Annotated in this window: 18 protein-coding genes; 8 read left to right on the forward strand and 10 right to left on the reverse strand. The window is 72.6% G+C overall.

Annotated features, from left to right (window positions below; genetic code table 11):
* Nucleotides 1-259 precede the first annotated feature (259 nt).
* The 3 genes from ACZ4QV_RS26985 to ACZ4QV_RS26995 all read right to left on the reverse strand — a co-directional run bounded on the left by ACZ4QV_RS26985 (nucleotide 260) and on the right by ACZ4QV_RS26995 (nucleotide 5837).
* Complete coding sequence (locus ACZ4QV_RS26985) at nucleotides 260-1243, reverse strand: EamA family transporter (protein WP_467763522.1); 984 nt, start codon at nucleotides 1241-1243, stop codon at nucleotides 260-262.
* A 104-nt stretch (nucleotides 1244-1347) separates the two neighbouring features.
* Nucleotides 1348-4323, reverse strand: a complete 2976-nt coding sequence (locus ACZ4QV_RS26990) for an FAD-binding and (Fe-S)-binding domain-containing protein (protein ID WP_361616158.1) — start codon at nucleotides 4321-4323, stop codon at nucleotides 1348-1350.
* A gap of 71 nt (nucleotides 4324-4394) precedes the next feature.
* A complete protein-coding gene (locus tag ACZ4QV_RS26995) occupies nucleotides 4395-5837 on the reverse strand; it encodes an FAD-binding oxidoreductase (RefSeq protein WP_467763523.1) in 1443 nt (480 codons plus the stop codon).
* A gap of 73 nt (nucleotides 5838-5910) precedes the next feature.
* On the opposite strand from ACZ4QV_RS26995, the gene ACZ4QV_RS27000 reads away from it, so the two are divergent.
* Both ACZ4QV_RS27000 and serC read left to right on the forward strand, forming a co-directional pair.
* Nucleotides 5911-6945, forward strand: a complete 1035-nt coding sequence (locus ACZ4QV_RS27000; RefSeq protein WP_467763524.1) for a helix-turn-helix transcriptional regulator — start codon at nucleotides 5911-5913, stop codon at nucleotides 6943-6945.
* Between the two features lie 17 nt (nucleotides 6946-6962).
* The gene (gene serC, locus ACZ4QV_RS27005; protein WP_361585096.1) at nucleotides 6963-8081 is read left to right on the forward strand and encodes a phosphoserine transaminase; all 1119 of its coding nucleotides are present in this window, start codon (nucleotides 6963-6965) and stop codon (nucleotides 8079-8081) included.
* A 75-nt stretch (nucleotides 8082-8156) separates the two neighbouring features.
* On the opposite strand, the gene ACZ4QV_RS27010 is transcribed toward serC, so the two are convergent.
* Both ACZ4QV_RS27010 and ACZ4QV_RS27015 read right to left on the reverse strand, forming a co-directional pair.
* A complete protein-coding gene (locus tag ACZ4QV_RS27010; RefSeq protein WP_361156947.1) occupies nucleotides 8157-8984 on the reverse strand; it encodes an ABC transporter permease in 828 nt (275 codons plus the stop codon).
* Entirely contained in the window at nucleotides 8981-9988 is a 1008-nt protein-coding gene (locus ACZ4QV_RS27015; RefSeq protein WP_467763525.1) for an ATP-binding cassette domain-containing protein, read from the reverse strand. Before ACZ4QV_RS27015 ends, ACZ4QV_RS27010 begins: the two co-directional genes overlap by 4 nt.
* 124 nt (nucleotides 9989-10112) lie before the next feature.
* Here ACZ4QV_RS27015 and ACZ4QV_RS27020 point away from each other — a divergent pair, with 124 nt between their 5' ends.
* A complete protein-coding gene (locus tag ACZ4QV_RS27020; RefSeq protein WP_467763526.1) occupies nucleotides 10113-10883 on the forward strand; it encodes a TetR/AcrR family transcriptional regulator in 771 nt (256 codons plus the stop codon).
* Nucleotides 10884-10937: 54 nt separating this feature from the next.
* Here ACZ4QV_RS27020 and ACZ4QV_RS27025 read toward each other — a convergent pair whose 3' ends face one another.
* Nucleotides 10938-11954, reverse strand: a complete 1017-nt coding sequence (locus ACZ4QV_RS27025) for a hypothetical protein (protein WP_467763527.1) — start codon at nucleotides 11952-11954, stop codon at nucleotides 10938-10940.
* 200 nt (nucleotides 11955-12154) lie between these two features.
* On the opposite strand from ACZ4QV_RS27025, the gene ACZ4QV_RS27030 reads away from it, so the two are divergent.
* Nucleotides 12155-12844, forward strand: coding sequence for a GDSL-type esterase/lipase family protein (locus ACZ4QV_RS27030; protein WP_361633990.1), 690 nt, complete (start codon nucleotides 12155-12157; stop codon nucleotides 12842-12844).
* 89 nt (nucleotides 12845-12933) lie between these two features.
* A complete protein-coding gene (locus ACZ4QV_RS27035; RefSeq protein ID WP_361156960.1) occupies nucleotides 12934-13932 on the forward strand; it encodes an aldo/keto reductase in 999 nt (332 codons plus the stop codon).
* 275 nt (nucleotides 13933-14207) lie between these two features.
* Here the strand turns inward: ACZ4QV_RS27035 and thpR are convergent, their stop codons facing one another.
* The 3 genes from thpR to ACZ4QV_RS27050 form a co-directional block, all read right to left on the reverse strand.
* Nucleotides 14208-14774, reverse strand: coding sequence for an RNA 2',3'-cyclic phosphodiesterase (thpR, locus tag ACZ4QV_RS27040; RefSeq protein WP_361156962.1), 567 nt, complete (start codon nucleotides 14772-14774; stop codon nucleotides 14208-14210).
* 84 nt (nucleotides 14775-14858) lie between these two features.
* Entirely contained in the window at nucleotides 14859-16265 is a 1407-nt protein-coding gene (locus tag ACZ4QV_RS27045; RefSeq protein ID WP_361585117.1) for an MFS transporter, read from the reverse strand.
* Between the two features lie 29 nt (nucleotides 16266-16294).
* Nucleotides 16295-16744, reverse strand: coding sequence for a MarR family winged helix-turn-helix transcriptional regulator (locus ACZ4QV_RS27050; protein WP_030669441.1), 450 nt, complete (start codon nucleotides 16742-16744; stop codon nucleotides 16295-16297).
* Nucleotides 16745-16874: 130 nt separating this feature from the next.
* Here ACZ4QV_RS27050 and ACZ4QV_RS27055 point away from each other — a divergent pair, with 130 nt between their 5' ends.
* The gene (locus ACZ4QV_RS27055) at nucleotides 16875-17063 is read left to right on the forward strand and encodes a ribbon-helix-helix protein, CopG family (protein WP_073759267.1); all 189 of its coding nucleotides are present in this window, start codon (nucleotides 16875-16877) and stop codon (nucleotides 17061-17063) included.
* Nucleotides 17064-17087: 24 nt separating this feature from the next.
* Here ACZ4QV_RS27055 and ACZ4QV_RS27060 read toward each other — a convergent pair whose 3' ends face one another.
* A complete protein-coding gene (locus ACZ4QV_RS27060; protein WP_467763528.1) occupies nucleotides 17088-18557 on the reverse strand; it encodes an NCS2 family permease in 1470 nt (489 codons plus the stop codon).
* Between the two features lie 285 nt (nucleotides 18558-18842).
* Between ACZ4QV_RS27060 and ACZ4QV_RS27065 the strand changes: the two genes are divergently transcribed.
* Both ACZ4QV_RS27065 and ACZ4QV_RS27070 read left to right on the forward strand, forming a co-directional pair.
* Nucleotides 18843-19130, forward strand: a complete 288-nt coding sequence (locus ACZ4QV_RS27065; RefSeq protein ID WP_361156970.1) for a DUF2530 domain-containing protein — start codon at nucleotides 18843-18845, stop codon at nucleotides 19128-19130.
* A 188-nt stretch (nucleotides 19131-19318) separates the two neighbouring features.
* Nucleotides 19319-21712 (forward strand): HAD-IC family P-type ATPase, encoded by a 2394-nt coding sequence (locus tag ACZ4QV_RS27070; protein WP_361156973.1) that lies wholly within the window; start codon nucleotides 19319-19321, stop codon nucleotides 21710-21712.
* Nucleotides 21713-21716: the final 4 nt, after the last annotated feature.

A 21716-nucleotide genomic window follows, 5' to 3' on the forward strand; every position in this document is an offset into this window, starting at 1 on the left:
ACCACGGGGGCGCGCACCAGGGTGATCGAAAACTCCCCCCGACCTCGGCTCGCCAATCCGACCGGAGGGGGTGCGTAGGGGGCCATCCCCGCAGGCAGTCCGGGCACTGGCCCACTGTCCGATGCACCTCAGCTAAAGGATGCCGTGGGGTACCCCCGGCCGAAGGCTGGGGGAGAGTTGGCCCCCTACGCGCCCCGCCCCACAACGCACGCAACGCGAACCGTGCATCAGCACACACCCCGCGCGAAGCGCGAAAACCTCACCCCTTCCCACCACCCCCCGAACTCCGCACGGCACCCACACTCGCCAACACCACCAGCCCGATAGCCACCACCTCGGCCCAGCCCAGCGACTGGTGCAGGACCAGGAAGCCGGCCAGGGCGCCGGCGGCCGGTTCCAGGCTCATCATCACGGCGAAGCCGGAGGCGGGGAGCTTGCGCAGGGCGAGCAGTTCGAGGGTGTACGGCGTGACCGAGGAGAGCAGGGCGACGGCGCCGCCCAGGCCGATGGTGACCGGGTCCAGCAGGGCCGTACCGCCGGTGGAGATGCCGAGCGGCAGGCTCAGCAGCGCTGCCACCGTCATCGCCAGGGCCAGTCCGTCCGCCTGGGGGAAACGCTGTCCGGTGCGGGAGGACAGCAGGATGTACGCGGCCCACAGCGCGCCGGCCGTGAGCGCCAGGCCGGCGCCGAGCGGGTCCAGTCCGTCGAAGCCCTCCCGGCCGAGCAGGGCCACTCCGCCCAGCGCGAGCGCTGCCCACACCAGGCTCAACGCTCGGCGCGAGGTGACCACCGACAGGATCAGGGGGCCCATGAACTCCAGGGTGACGGCGGCGCCCAGCGGGATGCGGTCGATCGCCTCGTAGAAGAGGGAGTTCATGCCGACCAGCGCGACGCCGAAGGCGAGGACCGTGGCCCAGTCGCCCCGCGAGTATCCGCGTAGCCGCGGGCGGCAGGCGATCATCAGGACGAGCGCGGCGACGACCAGCCGGAGGGTGACCACGCCGAGCGCGCCGGCCCGCGGGAAGAGGAGTACCGCGACCGAGGCGCCGAACTGCAACGAGATGATGCCGCCGATGACCAGCGCCACGGACGTCAGGCGCCCGCCCGCCGCCGCGTCCTGTTCGGCGGCCCGGACCTCGGCGGAGGCCGGGACCGCCGCGGGGGCCGGGACCGTGACCGGGACCGGCTCCGGGACCGGAGGTACGGGCGGGAGGCTGCTGGACTCGTGGCGCGACTCGTTCACACGCCCACGCTAAGGCCCGCCTCCCGCGCCGTGAAATGTGATTTCCACCAGGTGTGACGCCTGACGGGCAGGCCGGGCAGACACAGTCCGTACCCTCAGGCCCCTCAGGGCCGCGTCGGGGCCCCCTCGGCCGGCTTGCCGGCCAGCCCTTCCGCCAGCACCTCCGCCAGGTGCCGGGCACGCCGCCCGGCGAGCTGATCGATCTGGGTGCGGCAGGAGAAGCCGTCGGCGAGCACCTCGGCCCCGGGGCCGGCTTCCCGTACGGACGGCAGGAGCTGTTCTTCCGCGCAGGCCACGGACACGTCGTAGTGGCCGCGCTCGAAGCCGAAGTTCCCGGCCAGTCCGCAGCAGCCGCCGCTCAGCGCGCCGTCCAGCCCGGCCCGGGCGCGCAGACGCTGTTCGGCCGCCTCCCCGAGTACGGCGTGTTGGTGGCAGTGGGTCTGGCCGACGGCCGGGCGGTCGACGCGCGGTGGCTCCCAGGAGGGCGCCTGTTCCTCCAGGGTCTGCGCGAAGGTCCGTACGGACGCGGCGACCCGCGCGGCCCGTGGGTCGTCGGAGAGGAGTTCGGGCAGGTCGGTGCGGAGGGCGGCCGCGCAGCTCGGTTCGAGGACGGTCAGCGGGGTGCCGTCCGCCAGCAGCGGGTCGAGGGCGTCCACCGTCCGGCGCATGACCGCGCGCGCCTGGTCGAGCTGGCCGGTCGAGACGTAGGTGAGGCCGCAGCACAGCGACGCCCGGCGGCGGCCCGCCGTAGGCAGGCGGACGTCGAGTCCGGCGGCCTCCAGGACGTGGACGGCGGCACGGCCCACCTCGGGGGCGAGGTAGTTGGTGAAGGTGTCCGGCCACAGCAGAAGCGCCGGCCGTTCCGGGACTGCCGGGGCTTCCGGCGCTTCCGCCGACCCTGCCGACCCCGCCACCCTTCCCGGCCCCTCCGGGGCCATCCGCTTCGCCCACCACCGTACGAACGGTTCACCGGCCAGTTCCGGAATCGCCCGCTGCGGCGCGATCCCGCCGAGGCGTTTGCCCGCCCCGGCCAGCGGTGTCCTGGCCAGGGCGTTGAGCAGCGGCGCGACGGGAGCGGCCGCGCGCAGCCAGCGCGGCAGGCGGCCCATCGAGTAGTGCGCGGCGGGCCGCAGCCGTCCCGCGTAGTGGTGGTGCAGGAACTCGGCCTTGTACGTGGCCATGTCCACGCCCACGGGACAGTCGCTGCGGCAGCCCTTGCAGGACAGGCAGAGGTCCAGCGCGTCCCGTACCTCCTCGGAACGCCAGCCGTCGGTGATCACCTCGCCCGCGAGCATCTCGTGCAGCAGTCGGGCGCGGCCCCGGGTGGAGTGCTGTTCCTCGCCGGTGGCGCGGTACGACGGGCACATGACGGCCGAGGCGGCGGGGGCGCTGTCGCGGCACTTGGCGACGCCGACACAGCGCCGTACGGCCGCCGAGAAGTCCCCGTTGTCGTGCGGGTAGCCGAACTCCACGTCCACCGGCCGCCGCGGCAGCGGCGCGAAGCGCAGGTTCTCGTCCATCCGGTCCGGCCGGACGAGCATGCCGGGGTTCAGGCCGCCCGCCGGGTCCCACAGGTCCTTGAAGCGTTCGAAGAGGCGGACCAGTTCGCCGCCGTACATCTTGGGCAGCAGTTCGGCGCGCGCCTGGCCGTCGCCGTGCTCGCCGGAGAGCGAGCCGCCGTGGGCCACGACCAGGTCGCCCAGGTCGCACGAGAACTCGCGGAACCGGCGGATCCCGGGCGCGCTCAGCAGGTCGAAGTCGATACGGACGTGGATGCAGCCGTCACCGAAGTGCCCGTACGGCGTACCGCGCAGGCCGTGCTGGGCCAGCAGGGCCCGGAAGTCCCGCAGGTAGGCGCCGAGCCGCTCGGGCGGCACCGCGCAGTCCTCCCAGCCGGGCCACGCCTCGGAGCCGTCCGGCATGCGGGTCGCGGTCCCGGCGGCGTCCTCGCGCACCCGCCACAAGGCCCGCTGCCGCACCGGGTCGGTCACCACCGTGTGATCGGTGGTGGCCGCGCCCGCGCCCCGGCACAGTTCCTCGGCCCGGGCGAGCGCCTCGGCGGGCGTCGCGCCGCCCATCTCTACGAACAGCCAGGCCCCGCCCTTGGGCAGCCCCGACGCGTCCCCCACCAGGTCGGCCGCCATGCCTTCGACGGTCAGCGGCCTTCCCCCACTCTCGGCTCCGCTCGACCGGGGGGACCCCGGGAGCAGCGTGTGCGCCGCCTCGGCCGCCGCGCTCTCGTCCGCGTACCCGAGCACCGCCAGCACCTTGGCGGCGGGCGGCCTGACCAGCCCGACGGTGGCCTCGGTCAGCACGCCGAGCGTGCCCTCGCTGCCGGTGAGCGCCCGCGCGAGATCGGTGCCCTTCTCGGGCAGCAGGGCGTCCAGCGCGTAGCCGGAGATGCGGCGCGGGAGTTCGGGGTAGCCGGTGCGCAGCAGCGCCAGATCGCCGTTCACCAGGGCCCGTACGCCGTCCCGCAGCCGCTGCGGGAGCGCGTCCAGTGCCGCCGTGCCCCGCCCGGCGCGCAGTTGCTCGCCCCCGTACGTCAGCACCTCCAGTTCCCGCACGCTGTCGGCGGTGGTGCCCCACGCCACCGAGTGCGAGCCGCAGGAGTTGTTGCCGATCATGCCGCCGAGGGTGCAGCGGCTGTGGGTGGACGGGTCGGGCCCGAAGGTCAGGCCGTGCGCGCCGGCCGCCGCCCGCAGGTCGTCCAGGACCACGCCCGGCTGGACGACCGCCGTACCGGCCTCGGCGTCCAGCGACACGATGCGCCGCAGGTGCCGGGTGAAGTCCAGCACCACACCGACGCCGGTGGCCTGCCCGGCGATGCTCGTCCCGCCGCCGCGCGGCACCACCGGCACACCGTGCTCGCGGCACACCCGCAGGGCGGCGGCGACGTCCTCCGCGTCCCGTGGCGCGACCACCGCCCGCGGCACCCGGCGGTAGTTGGACGCGTCCATCGTCATCAGGGCCCGGTCCCCGGCGGCGAGCGAGACCTCGCCGCGTACGGCGTCCGCCAACTCCCGGGCCAGCTCCCGTGTCCCGTCCGGTGTCCCGCGTGTCTTCGTAAGATCAGCCATGCCCCCAGCCTGCCCACTCGGCCGGGGGCGCGCCCTTCCGTTTTCCTGCCCGGTGTCCGGGTGCCGCCCGGCTACGCGCGGAACAGGTTCTCCGGGTCGTACGCCGCCTTGGCGGCGGTCAGCCGGCGGTACACGTCCTCCTCGTACGCGTCGGCCACCGCGTCACCGTGATCGCCGAACAGGAAGTTGACGCTGCGGCCGACCGCCCTGTGCGCCAGCGTCGCCCGCACCCGCGCGTGCAGGGCCCGCACGGCTGCGACGTCCGTGCCGTCCAGCGGCGACAGCAGACGCAGCAGGTAACGCGCGTCCCGGTGGCCGACGGAGCCACCGCCGGCGGCGAGCGCGCCGCCGAGGTGGTTGAGCTGCACCACGGTCATCATCGGGGCGTCCGGCCCGGTCAGCGCGGTCACCTCGCGCAGTTCCGCCGCGTCCAGGCCGCTGAGCAGGACACTGTCGCCGTCGTAGGCGTGCGGTGTCTCCGGGTCCTGGTGGATGGTGTGCGACGCGGTGTACGGCATGTCGCGCAGCGTGTCGGCCACCCGCGGCCCGACCGCGCGCAGCGGCGCGACCAGCCGCTCCCCCTCGGCCACCGGCCCCGTGTACGCGATCCGGACCTGCGCGAGGTGACGGCCGCGCAGCCGGCCGGGCACCGCCGGGACGTCCGGGTACGCGATCAGGCCGACCGACGAGGTCAGCGCGTCGGGCAGGTCCTCGGTCCAGGCCAGGTACGCGGCCAGCGCCTCGTCCATCAGGTCGGCACCGAAGACCAGTTGACCGCCGTACACCCGCTCCACCGGCACCAGCCCGAACTCCAGGCCGGTCACCACCCCCAGCCCGTGCCCGCCGCCGAGCAGCGCCCGGAACAGGACGGCGTCGCGCTCCGGCGTGACCCAGCGCAGCACGCCGTCCGCGGTGACCACTTCCACCAGCCGCACCCGGTCCGACGCGTAGCCGAATTCCCGGCCCAGGATGCCCAGCCCGCCCCCGAGCGTGTAGCCCACCACCCCCACGCCGGGCGACGACCCGTTCACCGGCGCCAGCCCGTGCGGCGCGGCCTCCTCGATCACATCGGCCCAGAGCGCGCCCGCCCCGGCCCACACGGTGCGCGCCTCGGCGTCGACCCGCACCTCGTCCATCCGGCACATGCTGACCAGCACTCCCCCGTCGGAGACCGCCGACAGCCCGTGCCCGGTCGACTGCACGGACACCGGCAGCCCGTTGGTCCGGGCGTACCGCACCGCCGCCACGACGTCCGCCGCCGTGTCCGCCCCGACGATCACCGAAGGCCGGTGGACGTGCCCGCTCTGGAACCCGGCCCGCTCCGCTTCGTACCCGTCGTCACCGGGCACCAGGACGATGCCGGTGACGCGGTCGGCCAGCTCGGCGAGGGTGCCGAGGGCGCCGTACGGAGCAGGGACTTCGGCGAGGACCGACGCGGTGGCGGCGGCGAAAGCGGCGGAAGCGGCGGACGAACCGGACATGACGGCGGAAGCATCGCTGTGCGTGGTCTTCATGCGGGGACTGTCCCGCCATAACCTGACACCGGCCGTCAGGTTTTCCGTCGCCTTCTCCGGGAGACTGGGCCGCGTGAAATCCGACCGCCTCCTCTCGATCCTCCTGCTCCTCCAGACCCGCGGCCGGGTGCCGGCCGCCGAGCTGGCGACACGGCTGGAGGTGTCCGTACGGACGATCTACCGCGACGTCGAGTCGCTGTCGGCGGCCGGGGTCCCGGTGTACGCGGAGCGGGGGCGGCACGGCGGGATCGCGTTGCTGCCGGGGTTCCGTACGGACGTGACCGGGCTGACCACCGACGAGGCGCGGGCGCTGTTCGTGCTGGCCGCCGAGGGGGCGCACCACGCGCTCGGGCTGGACGACGCGCTCGGCTCCGCGCTGCGCAAGGTCATGGCCGCGCTGCCCGCGCCGCACCGGCCCGCCGCCGAGCTGACCAGCCGCCGCATCCTGGTCGATCCCGGGCGCTGGCTCTCCGGGCCGCGGCCGGCCGTGGACCTGGACAGCCTGCACACCGCGGTCTTCGCCGACCGGCGGCTGCGCCTGCGGTACCGGCACAGTGGCGAGACCGACCCGCGTACGTACACCGTCGATCCGTACGGACTCGTCTCCAAGGCCGGGACCTGGTACCTCGTCGCGGACCGGCGGCGGCGCGGACAACTGTTCCGGGCCGACCGGGTGGTCGCGGCCACCGTGCTCGACACGCCCGTGCGGCGCCGCGACGGCGTAGAGCTGGCCGACGCGTGGGAGGCGCTGCGGCAGCAGGTGGAGGCCCGGCAGGCCGGGCTGCGGGTGACGGCCCGGGTGCTCCGGTCCCGCTTGGACCTGTTCGTCCGCGTCATCGGTACGGCGCTGGTGGAGCCGCCGCAGGACACCGGCGGGACGTGGGTGACGGTCGAACTGGCGTTGCAGGAGCTGCGCGCGGTCCGCCAGTTGCTCCAGTTCACCACGTCCCTGGAGGTGCTGGACCCGCCGGAGGCCCGCGCGGAGCTGGCGCGGGCCGCCGCCTCGGTCACCGCCCTGTACGTGGACACCCGGCAGCCGGACACGGGCCGGACGGCGGCACCCGTTCCGTCTCACCCGGTGGACCCTGGTCCTGATCGGGCCCCGTGACGGATTACGCTTCGCCCGTGGCTGATATCCAGATTCCCGCTGACATCAAGCCCGCCGACGGTCGCTTCGGCGCGGGCCCCTCCAAGGTGCGTACGGAGGCGCTCGACGCCCTCGCCGCCACCGGAAGTTCCCTTCTCGGTACGTCCCACCGCCAGGCACCGGTCAAGAACCTGGTCGGCCGGGTCCGCGACGGCGTACGCGAGCTGTTCCGGCTGCCCGAGGGGTACGAGGTCGTCCTCGGCAACGGCGGTTCCACCGCGTTCTGGGACATCGCGACCCACGGCCTGATCGAGAACAAGTCCCAGCACCTGACCTTCGGCGAGTTCTCCTCGAAGTTCGCCAAGGCCGCCGAGCTGGCGCCGTGGCTGGCCGGGCCCACGACGGTCTCCGCCGACCCGGGCAGCCACCCGGAGCCGAAGGCCGAGGAGGGCGTGGACGTCTACGCCCTGACCCACAACGAGACCTCCACCGGTGTCGCCGCCCCGGTCCGGCGCGTGGCGGGCGCGGACGACGGCTCGCTGGTGCTGGTGGACGCCACCTCCGGCGCGGGCGGCCTGCCCGTGGACATCGCGCAGACCGACGTGTACTACTTCGCGCCGCAGAAGTCCTTCGCCTCCGACGGCGGCCTGTGGATCGGCGTCTTCTCGCCCGCCGCCCTGGAGCGCGCCCGCAGCGTCCACGCCTCCGGCCGGCACATCCCGGAGTTCTTCTCGCTGCCGACCGCGATCGACAACTCGCTGAAGAACCAGACGTACAACACCCCGTCGCTGGCCACCCTGTTCCTGCTCAACGAGCAGCTTGAGTGGATCAACGGCCAGGGCGGCCTGGACTGGTCGGTACGGCGCACCGCGACCTCCTCGCGCACGCTGTACGGCTGGGCCGAGGACTCCCCGTACGCGACGCCGTTCGTCACCGACCCGGCCAAGCGCTCGCAGGTCATCGGCACCATCGACTTCGACGACGCGATCGACGCGGCCGCCGTCGCCAAGGCGCTGCGCGCCAACGGCATCGTCGACACCGAGCCGTACCGCAAGCTGGGCCGCAACCAGCTCCGGGTGGCGATGTTCCCTGCGGTCGACCCGGCGGACGTCGAGGCGCTGACCGCCTGCATCGACCACGTCATCGGCAAGCTGTAGGACGTACCGCGGTACGTGTCCGGGCCCCGGCGGTCGCATCCGCCGGGGCCGGACGGCGTTCCGTGGTACGGCCGCTCAGCGGCCGAGGCGCTGGAAGCGGCGGACCGCCAGCGGCAGGAAGACCGCCGTGAGGGCGAGCGGCCAGACCACCGCCATCAGCAGGGCGTGCTGTTCGATCCAACTCTCCCCCAACGTGCCGGGGTGGCCGAAGAGTTGACGCACGGCGTTCGCCGTGGAGGAGACCGGGTTCCCCATCGCGATCGCGCCCAGCCAGTCCGGCATCATCGACGGCGGCGTGAAGACGCTGGAGATCATGCCGAACGGGAAGGCCAGCGCGAACAGTCCGCCCGCCGCCTCCTGGTCGGGAACCAGCAGGCCCAGCAGTACCCCGACCCAGATGAGCGCGAAGCGCAGGTGCAGCAGCAGGGCGAAGGCGGCCAGGGTGGCGAGCGTGCCGCCGTCCGAGCGCCAGCCGACGACGACGGCGATCGCCGCCAGCACCGCGAGGTCCAGCGCCGCCCCGCACACATCCGCCACGCCCCGGCCACTGACCACCGCCGACCGCGCCATCGGCATCGAACGGAAGCGGTCGGTCACGCCCCGCTCCTTCTCGACCGCGACCAGCATCGCGGTGTTCATGAAGCCGAAGGCCATGGTCATGGCGAACATGCCGGGCATGGCGTAGTCCCGGTAGGAGCCCTCGCCGCCGACGTCCATCGCACTGCCGAAGACGTAGACGAAGAGCAGGACGGAGACGATCGGGAAGCCGAGCTGCCAGGCGATGGTGACGGGCTGCTTGACGAGGTGGGTCAGGTCCCGGCGGACGATGGTCCAGCAGTCGGCGAAGGCCCAGTACAGGCGCCGCTCGGGGGCGGCGGCGCCGGCGGGAACAGGGGCGTTCATGCAGCGGCCTCCGTCCGGTGCGCGGGCACGGGGGCGGTCGCCTCCGCCGTACGGTGGCCGGTCAGCCGCAGGAAGACCTCGTCCAGCGTCGGCCGCCGCAGCCCGATGTCCGCCACGTCCAGCCCCGCGTCCTGGAGCGCCCGCGCCACCTCGGTGAGCGCCGCCACGCCGTCCGTCACCGGCGCGCCGACCCGCCGTTCCGCCACGTCCGTGTCCGGCGCGGCGCCGGCCGCGGCCGCCCGGGCCACGATCCGCGCCGCCCGGGGCAGTTCGGCGGCATCGCGCAGCACCACCTGGACGCGGTCGCCGCCGATGCCGCGCTTGAGCCCGTCCGGGGTGTCCTCCGCGACGGTCCGGCCGTGGTCGATGACGGCGATCCGGTCGGCCAGTTGGTCGGCCTCGTCCAGGTACTGCGTGGTCAGCAGAACCGTCGTACCGCCCGCGACCAGGCCCCGTACGGTCTCCCAGACCTCGTTGCGGCTGCGCGGGTCGAGCCCGGTGGTCGGCTCGTCCAGGAACAGCACCTCGGGCGCGAGCAGCACGCTGGACGCCAGGTCCAGGCGCCGCCGCAGGCCGCCGCTGTAGTGCTTGACCTGCCGGCCGGCCGCGTCGGACAGGCCGAAGCGTTCCAGCAGTTCGTCCGCGCGGGCCCGGGCCCGCCGCCCGTCGAGGTGGAAGAGCCGCCCGAACATCTCCAGGTTCTGCCGCCCGGTGAGGATCTCGTCCACCGCGGCGTACTGCCCAGCGAGGCCGATCCGCTTGCGTAAGGCGTGCGGCTCGCGCGCCACGTCGTGCCCGGCGACCGCCGCCCGCCCGCCGTCCAGGCGCAGCAGGGTCGCCAGGATGCGTACGGCGGTGGTCTTGCCCGCGCCGTTGGGGCCGAGCAGGCCCTGCACGGTGCCGCGCCGCACGGCGAGGTCGAAGCCGTCGAGCGCCCGTTTGTCCCCGTACCGCTTCGTCAGGCCCTCCGCCAGGACCGCCGCCTCGGATGCCGATGTCGTCATGCGCCTCCCCGTCCTTCCCGGTCCCCGAAATCGGGTACGCCGTACTCAGTTATCGGGTCCACCGTACCCAACAACCGCGTACGGCGTACCCGGTTTTCCCGCGGCCGCTTAGACTGAGCGCACCATGACGACAGAACACAGCGGCAGCGGCGACGCGGCACGCAGCATGGAGCTGCTCTGGGGCACCGCCGGGCGGCCCACCCGCGGCCCCAAGCCCGGCCTGACCCTCGACCGGATCGTCACCGCCGCGATCGCGGTCGCCGACGCCGAGGGGATCGGCGCGGTCTCGATGCGCCGGGTCGCCGCCGACCTGGGCGTCGGCACGATGTCCCTCTACCGCTACGTCCCGGGCAAGGGTGAGCTGCTGGACCTGATGCTCGACAAGATCGCGGCGTTCGGCGCCGACGCGTTCCCCGGCCCCGAGGCCGGCTGGCGGGCCGTCCTGGAGAACGTCGCGCGCCGCGCCTGGCAGCTCCACCTCCGCCACCCCTGGCTGCTCCAGGTCGACCAGACCCGCCCGCTGCTGGGCCCCCACGCGGTGGACGTCCTGGAGCACACGGTCCGCGGGATGTCCGGCCTCTCCCTGCCCGACCCGGAGAAGATGCGGCTGCTGATGATCGTGGAGGGGTACGTCGCGGGCGCGGCACGCACCCGGCTGAACTCGGCGATGGCCGAGAAGCGCACCGGCATGACCGACGAGGAGTGGTGGAAGATCCAGGGCCCTTTCCTCGTCAAGGCGATGGAGAGCGGCCGCTACCCGCACCTCGCCGGGCTCTCCGAGAACACCTTCACCTTCGAGGACGACTGTGCCGACGACGGCGAAGCCCTCTTCGAATGGGGTCTGGGGCGCCTGCTCGACGGCTTCGCCGCGTACATCGGGAAGCGAGACGGCTGACGGCCGAGGGAGCGGCGCCCCGGAGACCGGGCGCGCCCGTTCTCCCCCCGCCGCTCACCTCCGTCGGAACATCCTCCGCAGCACCAGCACCACCACCGTCGCCACCCCGAACGTCGCCGCCGCCAGCAGTACGTTGCGGTTCTTGCCCGCTTCGCCCTGGCCGCCGTCCGCCGTGTCCCCCTTACCGGTGCCGTCGCCGTCGCCCTTACTGTCGGCCCCCTTCGCCGACTCCGGCAGTTGGTCGCCGCTGAGCCCCACCGGCTGCACCCGGCTGCCCTTGCCCTCCGACCCGAACAGCAGTGTCCGCCCGTCGGGAGTGAAGGTCACCGACTCGCCCTGCATCTGCAACGGCACACCCACGCTGCCGATGTCCTTGGGGCGCCCGCCCTCCCACCGGTACATCTCCGCGCCGAAATAACCGCGCAGCAGCAGCCGCGTGCCGTCCGGCGAGAACGCGCCGTCCGTCACCCACTGGTCGATGCCCGCGATCCGGCGGAAGGTGTTCGTCCCGCGCGCCGACAGCCGCTCGGGGCCCTCGTACAGGGCCGCGCCACCGCTCTTCTTCTTGCTGGCGATGTAGACCCGCCCCGTCCTGGGGTGCACCATCATCGCCTCCGTGTCCCGCGGGCCCTCGTCGTACGTGACTGTGAGCTGCGCCGCATCGACGGTCTGGTCGCGCAGCTCCTTCGGCTCGGGGAAGCGGTAGATCCATACGTGCTTCCAGGTGCCGCCGAGGTTGTCGCCGATGTCCCCGACGTAGACGTTGCCGTCCGGCCCGACCGAGATCGCCTCCACGTCGCGGGGGTCGCCGATGCCGCGCAGGGTGACGGTCGCGACGGTGCGGCCGGTCCGGCCGTCCACGGCGTAGACGTACGGCCCGTCGTCGCTGTCGTTGTGGGTCCAGTACACGCCGGGGTGGGCCCGGCTGGCCGCCAGGCCGCTGGACTCGGTGATCCGCTGGTCCTCGATCGTGAACCCCTCGGACCCTCCTCCGCCGTCGGCCGCCGCCGGCCCGGCCGCCGCGCACAGCAGAATTCCCGCGGCCCCGGCCGCGCACAGTAGCGAACGCATGGGCACAGCCTCCCACTTCGGCGGCGCGGCGGTGCGGCCCGCCCTGCCCCGGGGGCCACACCTGTCCGGTACCCGCCCGTCCGGGCGCGGGACGCGGCTCGCCCCGCCCGCCGCCCGGAACGTCCGGCTCCTTATGATCTCCGCATGACCACCCCGACAGCGCACTCCGGCGCGCCCGGGCCGGGCGGCCGGGAGGTCGTATGCGTGTGATGTTCGTCGGTGACTCGATGACGATCGGCCGCGCCGGCGACTTCACCTGGCGCTACCGGATGTGGCAGCACCTCAACCGGACCTACGGCGGCCCCTACCGCATCGTCGGACCGCGTACCGAGCTGTACGACGTGTCCGCCGACGCGGCGGCCTCGCACGCCTACCGCGACCCGGACTTCCCCGAGCGCGCCCGGCGCCACCTCGCCGGCTGGGGCGAGGGCTGGTGCCACATGGTGCCGCTGATCGGCGACGCGGTGCGCAAGCACAAGGCCGACACGCTGCTGGTCTCGCTCGGGCTGATAGACCTCGGCTTCTACACGAACGCGGAGCAGACCGCCGCGAACGTCCACCGCTTCGTCGCCGAGGCACGGGCGGCCGACGCGGGCGTACGGGCCGTGCTGATGCCCGTCATCCCGAACACCCGCGCCCTGTCCGACGCGCCCTTCGCCGCCGAGTGCGAGCGCTTCAACGAGCTGCTGGCCAAGGCCGTCGCGGAGCTGTCCACCCCCGCTTCGCCGCTGCTGCTGGCCTCCCACCCGGACGGCTACGACCTGGACCGGGACACCTACGACGGCACGCACCCCGCCGCGTCGGGCGAGCACCTGCTCGCGGCCGCCTTCGCGGACGCCCTGCACCAGGCGTGGGACGTGGGCGCCCCGTACACGGCTGTGGACGCCTGAGGGCGCGCGGGCCCGCCGTCCGTACGAGGGCACACGGACGCCGCACACTCCTTGATTCGAGCGCACTCCAAGGCGTTGGCTATGGCCCCATGGAGTACACGCAGCTCGGACGCACCGGACTCAAGGTCAGCCGACTCGTCCTCGGCACCATGAACTTCGGCCCCCAGACGGACGAAGCCGACAGCCACGCCATCATGGACGCCGCGCTCGACGCGGGCGTCAACTTCTTCGACACCGCCAACGTCTACGGATGGGGCGAGAACAAGGGCCGCACCGAGGAGATCGTCGGCTCCTGGTTCGCCCAGGGCGGCGGCCGCCGCGACAAGACCGTGCTCGCCACCAAGGTCTACGGCAACATGGGCGGCGACGGCGAGCAGGTCTGGCCCAACCACGACCGCCTCTCCGCGCTGAACATCCGGCGGGCGGTGGACGCCAGCCTCAAGCGGCTGAACACCGACTACATCGACCTCTACCAGTTCCACCACGTGGACCGGCACACGCCGTGGGACGAGATCTGGCAGGCGATCGACGTCCTGGTGCGGCAGGGCAAGATCCTGTACGCCGGGTCCTCCAACCACGCGGGCTGGCACTTGGCGCAGGCCAACGAGGCCGCCGCGCGCCGTGGCTCGCTCGGCCTGGTCAGCGAGCAGTGCCTGTACAACCTCGCGGAGCGCCGCGCCGAGATGGAGGTGATCCCGGCCGCCCAGTCCTACGGACTGGGCGTCATCCCCTGGTCGCCGCTGCACGGCGGGCTGCTCGGCGGCGCCGTACGCAAGGAGCGCGAGGGCGGCGGCGCCCGTACCAACGGGGGCCGCTCGGCCGGCGCGCTGGCGAACTCCGCGATCCGCGCGCAGATCGAGTCCTACGAGGCCCTGCTCGACAAGCACGGGCTGCGGCCCGGCGAGGTCGCGCTGGCCTGGCTGCTCACCCGGCCCGGTGTGACGGGGCCCATCGTCGGGCCGCGGACGGCCGAGCAGCTCGACAGCGCGCTGCGCGCCGTGGAGCTGGAGCTGTCGGCCGAGCTGCTGGACTCGCTGGACGAAATCTTCCCCGGCACCGGGCCGTCGCCGGAGGCGTTCGCCTGGTGAGCCGCCGGTGATCCACCGGCGGTCCGACGCGGGCCCGCCCGGTGATCCACCGGCGGTCCGACGCGAGCCCGCCCGGTGATCCATGGCCCGTCCACCTGGCGATCCGCCCGGCGATTCGCCAGGTGGGACGGGTTCGGGAGCGGTGTCCTCGGGGCCGTCCGGCGGGTCAGCGCAGGGCGGCCGCCACGATCACGACGACGAGCAGCACGGCGAACAGGCCGGACATGATCCGGTTACGGGTTTTGGGGTCCACCCTTCGAGCGTAACCGGCCCGCTCACCTACCCAGCGGCCAGGCCGCCACCGTCTCGTACCGGGGCTGCTCGCCCGCCACCCCGGAGACCGGCAGGCGGCTGCGGACGAGCGCCAGCTCCCGCACCGTCCACACGCTGCCCTCGAAGTCCGCCAGGCCGTCGACGAACGGTTCGAGGTCGAGGGCTTCCGCGCGATTGCGCGCGACCGTCAGGTGCGGGGTGTACGCGCGGTGGCCGGACATCTCCAGCCCGGCCCGGCGGGCGGCCGCCGTGGCCGAGTCCGCCAGCTTGCGCAGGGCGGGCAGACCGCCGTCGGCGCCGGCCCACACCACCCGGTCCGCGAAGCGGCCGCCGCCCTTGAGGCCGAGCGGGAACGGCTCGTACCGCCGCGCGGCCCGCGCCAGCCGTTCGCGCAGGTCGGGCAGGGTGGTGTCGGACACCTCGCCGTAGAAGGCGAGGGTGAAGTGCCAGCCGGACCGCCCGGTCCAGCGCAGCCGGTCCGCGTCCGGGAGCGTACGCAACCGGCGTACCCGGGCGTCGAGTTCGTCGACGGCGGCCTCGGGCGGCAGTACGGCGGCGAAGAGTCTCATGCGGTCAGTGTCGCGCACGGGACAGGCGGTGGGGCCGGAGCCGCGGCGCGCTCGCGTCCCCGGCCCCACCGCCGTACCGCTGCCTCAGGCCGCCGCGGCCAGCCGCTCCGGCTCGCTGTCCCGCTCCCGCGGCACGAACCGTACGTGCTGGTGGCCGCGGCGCAGGTCTATCCGGACCCGCAGGCCGCCCGCACGGGTCAGCACCAAGCCCACACCGACCGCGGCCAGGGCGGAGACCAGGCCGCCCGCGAGGAAGCCGATCCGGGCGCCGTACGCGTCGGTGACCCAGCCGACCAGCGGCGCGCCCAGCGGCGTACCGCCCATGAAGACCATCATGAACAGGCTCATCACCCGCCCGCGCATCAGCGGATCGGTCGCCATCTGCACGCTGGAGTTGGCCGTGACGTTGATCGTCAGGCCGACGACGCCGATGACGATCAGCAGCGCCCCGAAGACCCAGGCGGTCGGCGAGAGGGCCGCGGCCATCTCCAGGACGCCGAACAGCAGCGCCGCGCCCACCAGCAGCCGCAGCCGCGAGGTGCCGCGCCGGGCCGCGAGCAGGGCGCCCGCCAGCGAACCGACCGCCATCAGGCCGTTGAACCAGGCGTACATGCCGGCGCCGCCGTGGAAGACCTTGTCGGCGAAGGCGGTCAGCCAGATCGGGAAGTTGAAGCCGAAGGTGCCGATGAAGCCGATCAGGACGATCGGCCAGATCAGCTCGGGGTGGCCCGCGACATAGCGCACGCCTTCCCGCAACTGGCCCTTGCCGCGCGGGGCGCGGTCGACCTTGTGCAGCTCGCCGGTGCGCATCAGCAGCAGTCCGGCGAGCGGCGCGAGGAAGGACAGGCCGTTCAGGAGGAAGGCCCAGCCGCTGCCGAGGGAGGTGATCAGCGCACCGGCCACGGCGGGGCCGATGAGCCGGGCGGACTGGAAGTTGGCGGAGTTCAGGCTGACGGCGTTGCGCAGGTCGTCCGGGCCGACCATCTCGACCACGAACGCCTGCCGTGCCGGGTTGTCGACGACGGTGATCAGGCCGAGCACGAAGGCCATCAGGTAGACGTGCCAGACCGTGACGTGCCCGCTGAGGGTCAGTACGGCCAGCACCAGGCCGGTCAGGCCCATCGACGCCTGGGTGACCAGCAGCAGCTTGCGCTTGGAGACCCGGTCGGCGATGACCCCGCCGTACAGCCCGAAGAGCAGCATGGGCAGGAACTGCAGCGCGGTGGTGATGCCGACGGCGGCGGACGAACCGGTGATGCTGACGACCAGCCAGTCCTGGGCGATGCGCTGCATCCAGGTGCCGGTGTTGGAGACGACCTGGCCGGTGGCGAAAAGACGGTAGTTACGGACTCTCAGCGACCGGAACATGCCCCCGCGCGGTTCGGCGGCGGTGCCCTTGGTGCCTGTCGGGGGCGCGGTCGCGGCGTCGGTGGCGGTGGTGTCGTCGGAGTTCGGTGCGGGGGCGGAGTCTGCTCCGGATCCCGTACTCAAAGTGGGTTCGCCTCCTCGGCGCTCGGTCTCTACAACTGGGCGAGCTTCTCCAGCACGGGTGCGGCGGTCCGCAGTGCGGCCCACTCGTCCTCGTCCAGCCCGGAGGCCAGCTCGGCCAGCCACGCGTTGCGTTTGCGGCGGCTCTCTTCGAGCATCGCCTCGGCCTGTTCGGTCTGGGTGACGACCTTCTGACGGCGGTCGTCCGGGTGCGGTTCGAGCCGGACCAGGCCCTTGGCCTCCAGCATCGCGACGATGCGGGTCATCGACGGCGGCTGGACGTGCTCCTTGCGCGCCAGCTCGCCCGGGGTGGCGTGCCCGCACCGGGCGAGGGTGCCGAGCACCGACATCTCGGTGGGGCTGAGCGACTCGTCGACCCGCTGGTGCTTGAGTCGGCGGGACAGCCGCATCACGGCGGACCGCAGCGCGTTCACGGCGTCGGCGTCGGCGGCAGCGTCGTCGCCCAGGGACAGTTCCGGCATGTTCGTTAGCATAACTCATTACCCTCTCTAATGAAAGCCCGTACACCTGCGACCACCCGCCACACCCTTCCGAGTGAGGACGCAGCGGAAAGTGACCCGCCTGACCAGGGCATGAGAGGACCGTGGCGGTATGGGATCGGGAGTGCTCAGCCTGCGCATGGACGGGGAACTGCTGGAGCGCCTTCGGCAGCACGCCGCGAAACGCGGAATGAGCGTCCAGGACTATGTGACCCGGACGCTCATCCGTGAAGACTTCGACGAACGATTCAAGATGTCGGTGGACCGGACGGAGCGGTTCTACGCGGCACCGCCGCTCTGAACCGCACCGCCCACGCGGCGCGCGCTAGTGCACGCCCAGGACCTGCTCGATCGGATCGAGCAGGAAGTAGACGAGGAAGGCCACTCCCACGGCGTTCAGCAGCCACGGGATCTCCTTGAAGCGGCCGGTCGCCGTCCGCAGCAGGATGAAGGCCAGCACGCCCATGCCGATGCCGTTGGTGATGCTGTACGTGAACGGCATCGAGATGATCGTCAGGAACGCCGGAACGGCGATCGTGAAGTCGCTCCAGTCGATGTCCCGCACGTTGGCCGACATGATCAGGAAGCCGACGACCAGCAGCGCGGGCGTCGCGGCCTGCGACGGGACGACCGTCGCCAGCGGCGTGAAGACCAGCGCCAGCAGGAAGAGCCCGCCGGTCACCACGTTCGCCAGCCCCGTACGGGCCCCCTCGCCGACGCCCGCCGTGGACTCCACGAAGCAGGTGTTGGCGGACGCCGAGCCGACGCCGCCCGCCGCGACCGCGATGCCGTCCACCATCAGGATGCGGCCCATGCCGGGCAGGTTGCCGTCCTGGTCGGTCAGCCCGGCCTCCTCGCCGACGCCGATGATCGTGCCCATCGCGTCGAAGAAGCCGGACAGCAGCACGGTGAAGACGAAGAGGCAGCCGGTCAGCAGGCCGACCTCCTTGAAGCCGCCGAACAGGCTGATCTGTCCGACCAGGCCGAAGTCCGGCGCGCCGACGATGCCGTCCGGCACGTTCGGGACCGCCAGGCCCCAGCTCGCGTCCGGGATCTCCGCGATCGCGTTGACGACGATCGCGACGACCGCCATCACGACCATGCCGATCAGGATCGCGCCCTTGGTCTTCCGTACGGTCAGCAGGAACATCAGCGCCAGGCCGACCACGAAGACCAGCACCGGCCAGCCCTGGAGCTGGCCGCCCTGGCCCAGTGCCAGCGGCACGGTGGTGTGCGCGGCGTCCGGGTTGCGGCTGACGAAGCCCGCGTCGACCAGGCCGACCAGCGAGATGAACAGGCCGATGCCGATCGCGATGGCGCGCCGCAGCCCGTTCGGAATGGCGTCCATGACGCGCTGCCGCAGACCGGAGGCGACCAGGATCATCAGCACCAGACCGGCGAGCACGACCATGCCCATCGCGTCCGGCCAGCTCATCTTGGGGGCGAGCTGGAGCGAGACGACGGCGTTGATGCCGAGGCCGGCGGCGACGGCGATCGGCACATTGCCGATGACGCCCATCAGGAGCGTGGACAGGCCGGCCATCAGCGCGGTGGCGGTGACGAGCTGACCGTTGTCCAGTTGGTGCCCGAACTTGTCCTGGCCGGCGCCGAGGATGATCGGGTTCAGCACGACGATGTACGCCATGGCGAAGAAGGTGGCGAGACCGCCGCGCAGCTCACGGGAGACCGTGGACCCCCGCTGGGAGACCTTGAAGAACCGGTCGAGACCGTTCTTGGGCTGCTGCGGACCTGGGCTCTGGACGGCGTCGACCGGCGTGGTGGCCGAGGGGGACATGCGCGGACCTCAGTCGTACGGGCCTGGGAGGGCGTGGGGGCCCCGGATCGGGCCCAGAACACAAACAAGCCGGATCAGATTGGAGGATTCGACGAATCAAACCAGTCAGAACCGGATAGGTTCAGTATGAATAAACAAGGCGGTGATCGCTATCTCCGCGCGTAGACCCTTGCGGGACAGGGCCGGCCGCCGCCCGGGACCCGGCCCGCGGCACCGCCCCGCCCGCCACCCTGCCATGACCGGCCTTGTACCGGCCCTGTCGGTGGCTGCCCGTAAGCTGGCCCCATGTGGAAGAAGTCCGAACTGCGCGAGGCCCCGGAGCCTCTTGAGGGCCCCGTCGTCGGCACGATCACCGGCGGCACCATCATCTGGTTCGTGCTCTTCCTGGCCCAGCTCCCCTTCTACGGCTGGTTCGCCGACCACGACCGCACCTGGTGGGTCTGGACCTGTCTGGCCGGCGGCGGTCTCGGCATCCTCGGCATCTGGTACGTCCGCAAGCGCGACGCCGCCATCAAGCGCGCGGCGGCCGCCGCGGCCCCGGGCTCCGAGCGGGCGGCGGCGGACGCGCGCTGATCCGCCGGCGCACGCCGGGCCGCCGTCCCGGCACGGTGGAGCAGTCGTCCCGCCCCGCGGACATTTTCACCCCATAGTGGACGCATCCCGCCCCCTCACGGTTGACGCGCGCCCCTCCAACAACTCGCACCACCTTCCTGTGCGCATCCAGCGGGTGAATCGCCCGTTCCGCCCGTAACGTCGAAGGCATGACTCAGCGGGCGAAGACCGAAGCCGGAGGCCGCGCGCAGGCCACCGAACCGGCCCACCGCGGCCTGAGCGCCGCCGAGGTCGCCGAGCGGGTGGCCAGAGGCGAGGTCAACGACGTCCCCGTACGGTCCTCGCGCTCCACCGCCGACATCGTCCGCTCGAACGTCTTCACCCGCTTCAACGCCATCATCGGCGTACTGTTCGTGATCATCCTGATCGTCGGCCCGATCCAGGACGGCCTGTTCGGCTTCGTCATCGTCGCCAACACCGGCATCGGCATCATCCAGGAGCTGCGCGCCAAGAAGACCCTGGACAGCCTCGCCGTCATAGGCGAGTCCAAACCGACCGTACGGCGCGACGGCACGGCCGCCGAGATCCCCACCTCCGAGGTCGTCCTCGGCGACGTCATCGAACTCGGCCCCGGCGACAAGGTGATCGTCGACGGCGAGGTCCTGGAGAGCGACGGCCTGGAGATCGACGAGTCGCTGCTGACCGGCGAGGCCGACCCGGTGGTCAAGCAGCCCGGCGAGAAGGTGATGTCCGGCAGCTTCGTGGTCGCCGGCGGCGGCGCGTTCACCGCCACGAAGGTCGGGCGCGAGGCGTACGCCGCCCAGCTCGCCGAAGAGGCGTCCCGCTTCACCCTCGTCCACTCCGAGCTGCGCACCGGCATCAGCCAGATCCTCAAGTACGTGACGTGGATGATGGTGCCGACCGCCGTCGGCCTGATCCTCAGCCACCTGTTCACGCTCAACATGGCGGGCGACGAGGCCGTACGCCGCATGGTCGCCGGCATCGTCCCGATGATCCCCGAGGGCCTGGTCCTGCTCACCTCGGTCGCCTTCGCCATCGGCGTCGTCCGGCTCGGCCGCAAGAAGTGCCTGGTCCAGGAGCTGCCCGCCATCGAGGGCCTGGCCCGCGTCGACGTGGTCTGCCTGGACAAGACCGGCACGCTGACCGAGGGCGGCATGGACGTCAGCGACCTGCGCCCGCTCGGCGGTGCGGACGAGGACCACTGCCGGCAGATCCTCGGCGCCCTCGGCGCGTCCGACCCGCGCCCCAACGCCTCCCTCCAGGCGATCATCGACGCGTACCCGGCCCGCGACGGCCGGCGCGCCACCGACGCGCTGCCCTTCTCCTCCGCCCGCAAGTACAGCGGCGCGGCCCTCGAAGGCCCGGACGGCGAGCACACCACGTGGCTGCTCGGCGCCCCCGACGTCCTCCTGCCCTCCGGCGACGACACGCTCCCGGAGGTCGACGACCTCAACGCCCAGGGCCTGCGCGTCCTCCTGCTGGCCCGCGCCGAACGCGGCCTGCACGACGCCGGTGTCGCCGACCAGGTACGCCCCACCGCCCTCGTCGTCCTCGAACAGCGGCTGCGCCCCGACGCGATGGACACCCTGCGCTACTTCGCGGACCAGGGCGTCCAGGCCAAGGTCATCTCCGGCGACAACGCAGTCTCCGTCGGCGCCGTCGCCGGGAAACTCGGCATGCCCGGCGCCGATTCGCCCGTCGACGCGCGCAAGCTCCCCGCCGACCCGGACGACATGGGCAAGGCCTTGGAGGACGGCGCGGTGTTCGGCCGCGTCACGCCGCAGCAGAAGCGCGACATGGTCAAAGCGCTCCAGAAGCGCGGCCGCACCGTCGCCATGACCGGCGACGGCGTCAACGACGTCCTCGCCCTGAAGGACGCGGACATCGGCGTCTCCATGGGCGCGGGCAGCGAGGCCACCAAGGCCGTCGCCCAGATCGTGCTGCTGAACAACAGCTTCGCGACGCTGCCGTCCGTCGTCGCCGAGGGCCGCCGGGTGATCGGCAACATCACCCGCGTAGCCACCCTCTTCCTGACGAAGACCGTCTACTCGGTGCTGCTCGCGATCCTCGTGGCCTGCTGCCAGATCCCGTACCCCTACCTGCCGCGGCACCTCACCCTGCTGTCCACCCTCACCATCGGCGTCCCCGCCTTCTTCCTCGCCCTCGCCCCCAACAAGGAGCGCGCCAAACCGCACTTCGTACGGCGGGTGATGCGCTACGCGATCCCCTCCGGCCTGATCATCGGCCTCGCCGCCTTCGCCACGTACCTCCTGGCCCGCAGCCACTACAGCGGCCCGGACGCCCTCCCCGCCGAGACCAGCGCCGCCACCCTGACCCTCTTCCTCAGCGCCATGTGGGTCCTGGCGATCATCGCCCGCCCGTACACGTGGTGGCGTGTCGGCCTCGTCCTGGCGATGGGCCTCGGCTTCCTGATCGTGCTCGTCGTCCCCTGGCTCCAGAACTTCTTCGACCTCAAACTCGTCGGCACGACGATGCCGTGGGCCGCCGTGGGCATCGCCGCCGCGGCCGCGATCCTGCTCGAAGTCGCCTGGCGGTTCATCGGCCGACGCTTCCCGGCGTAGTCGG

It is taken from the genome of Streptomyces sp. NPDC026394 (assembly GCF_055567735.1).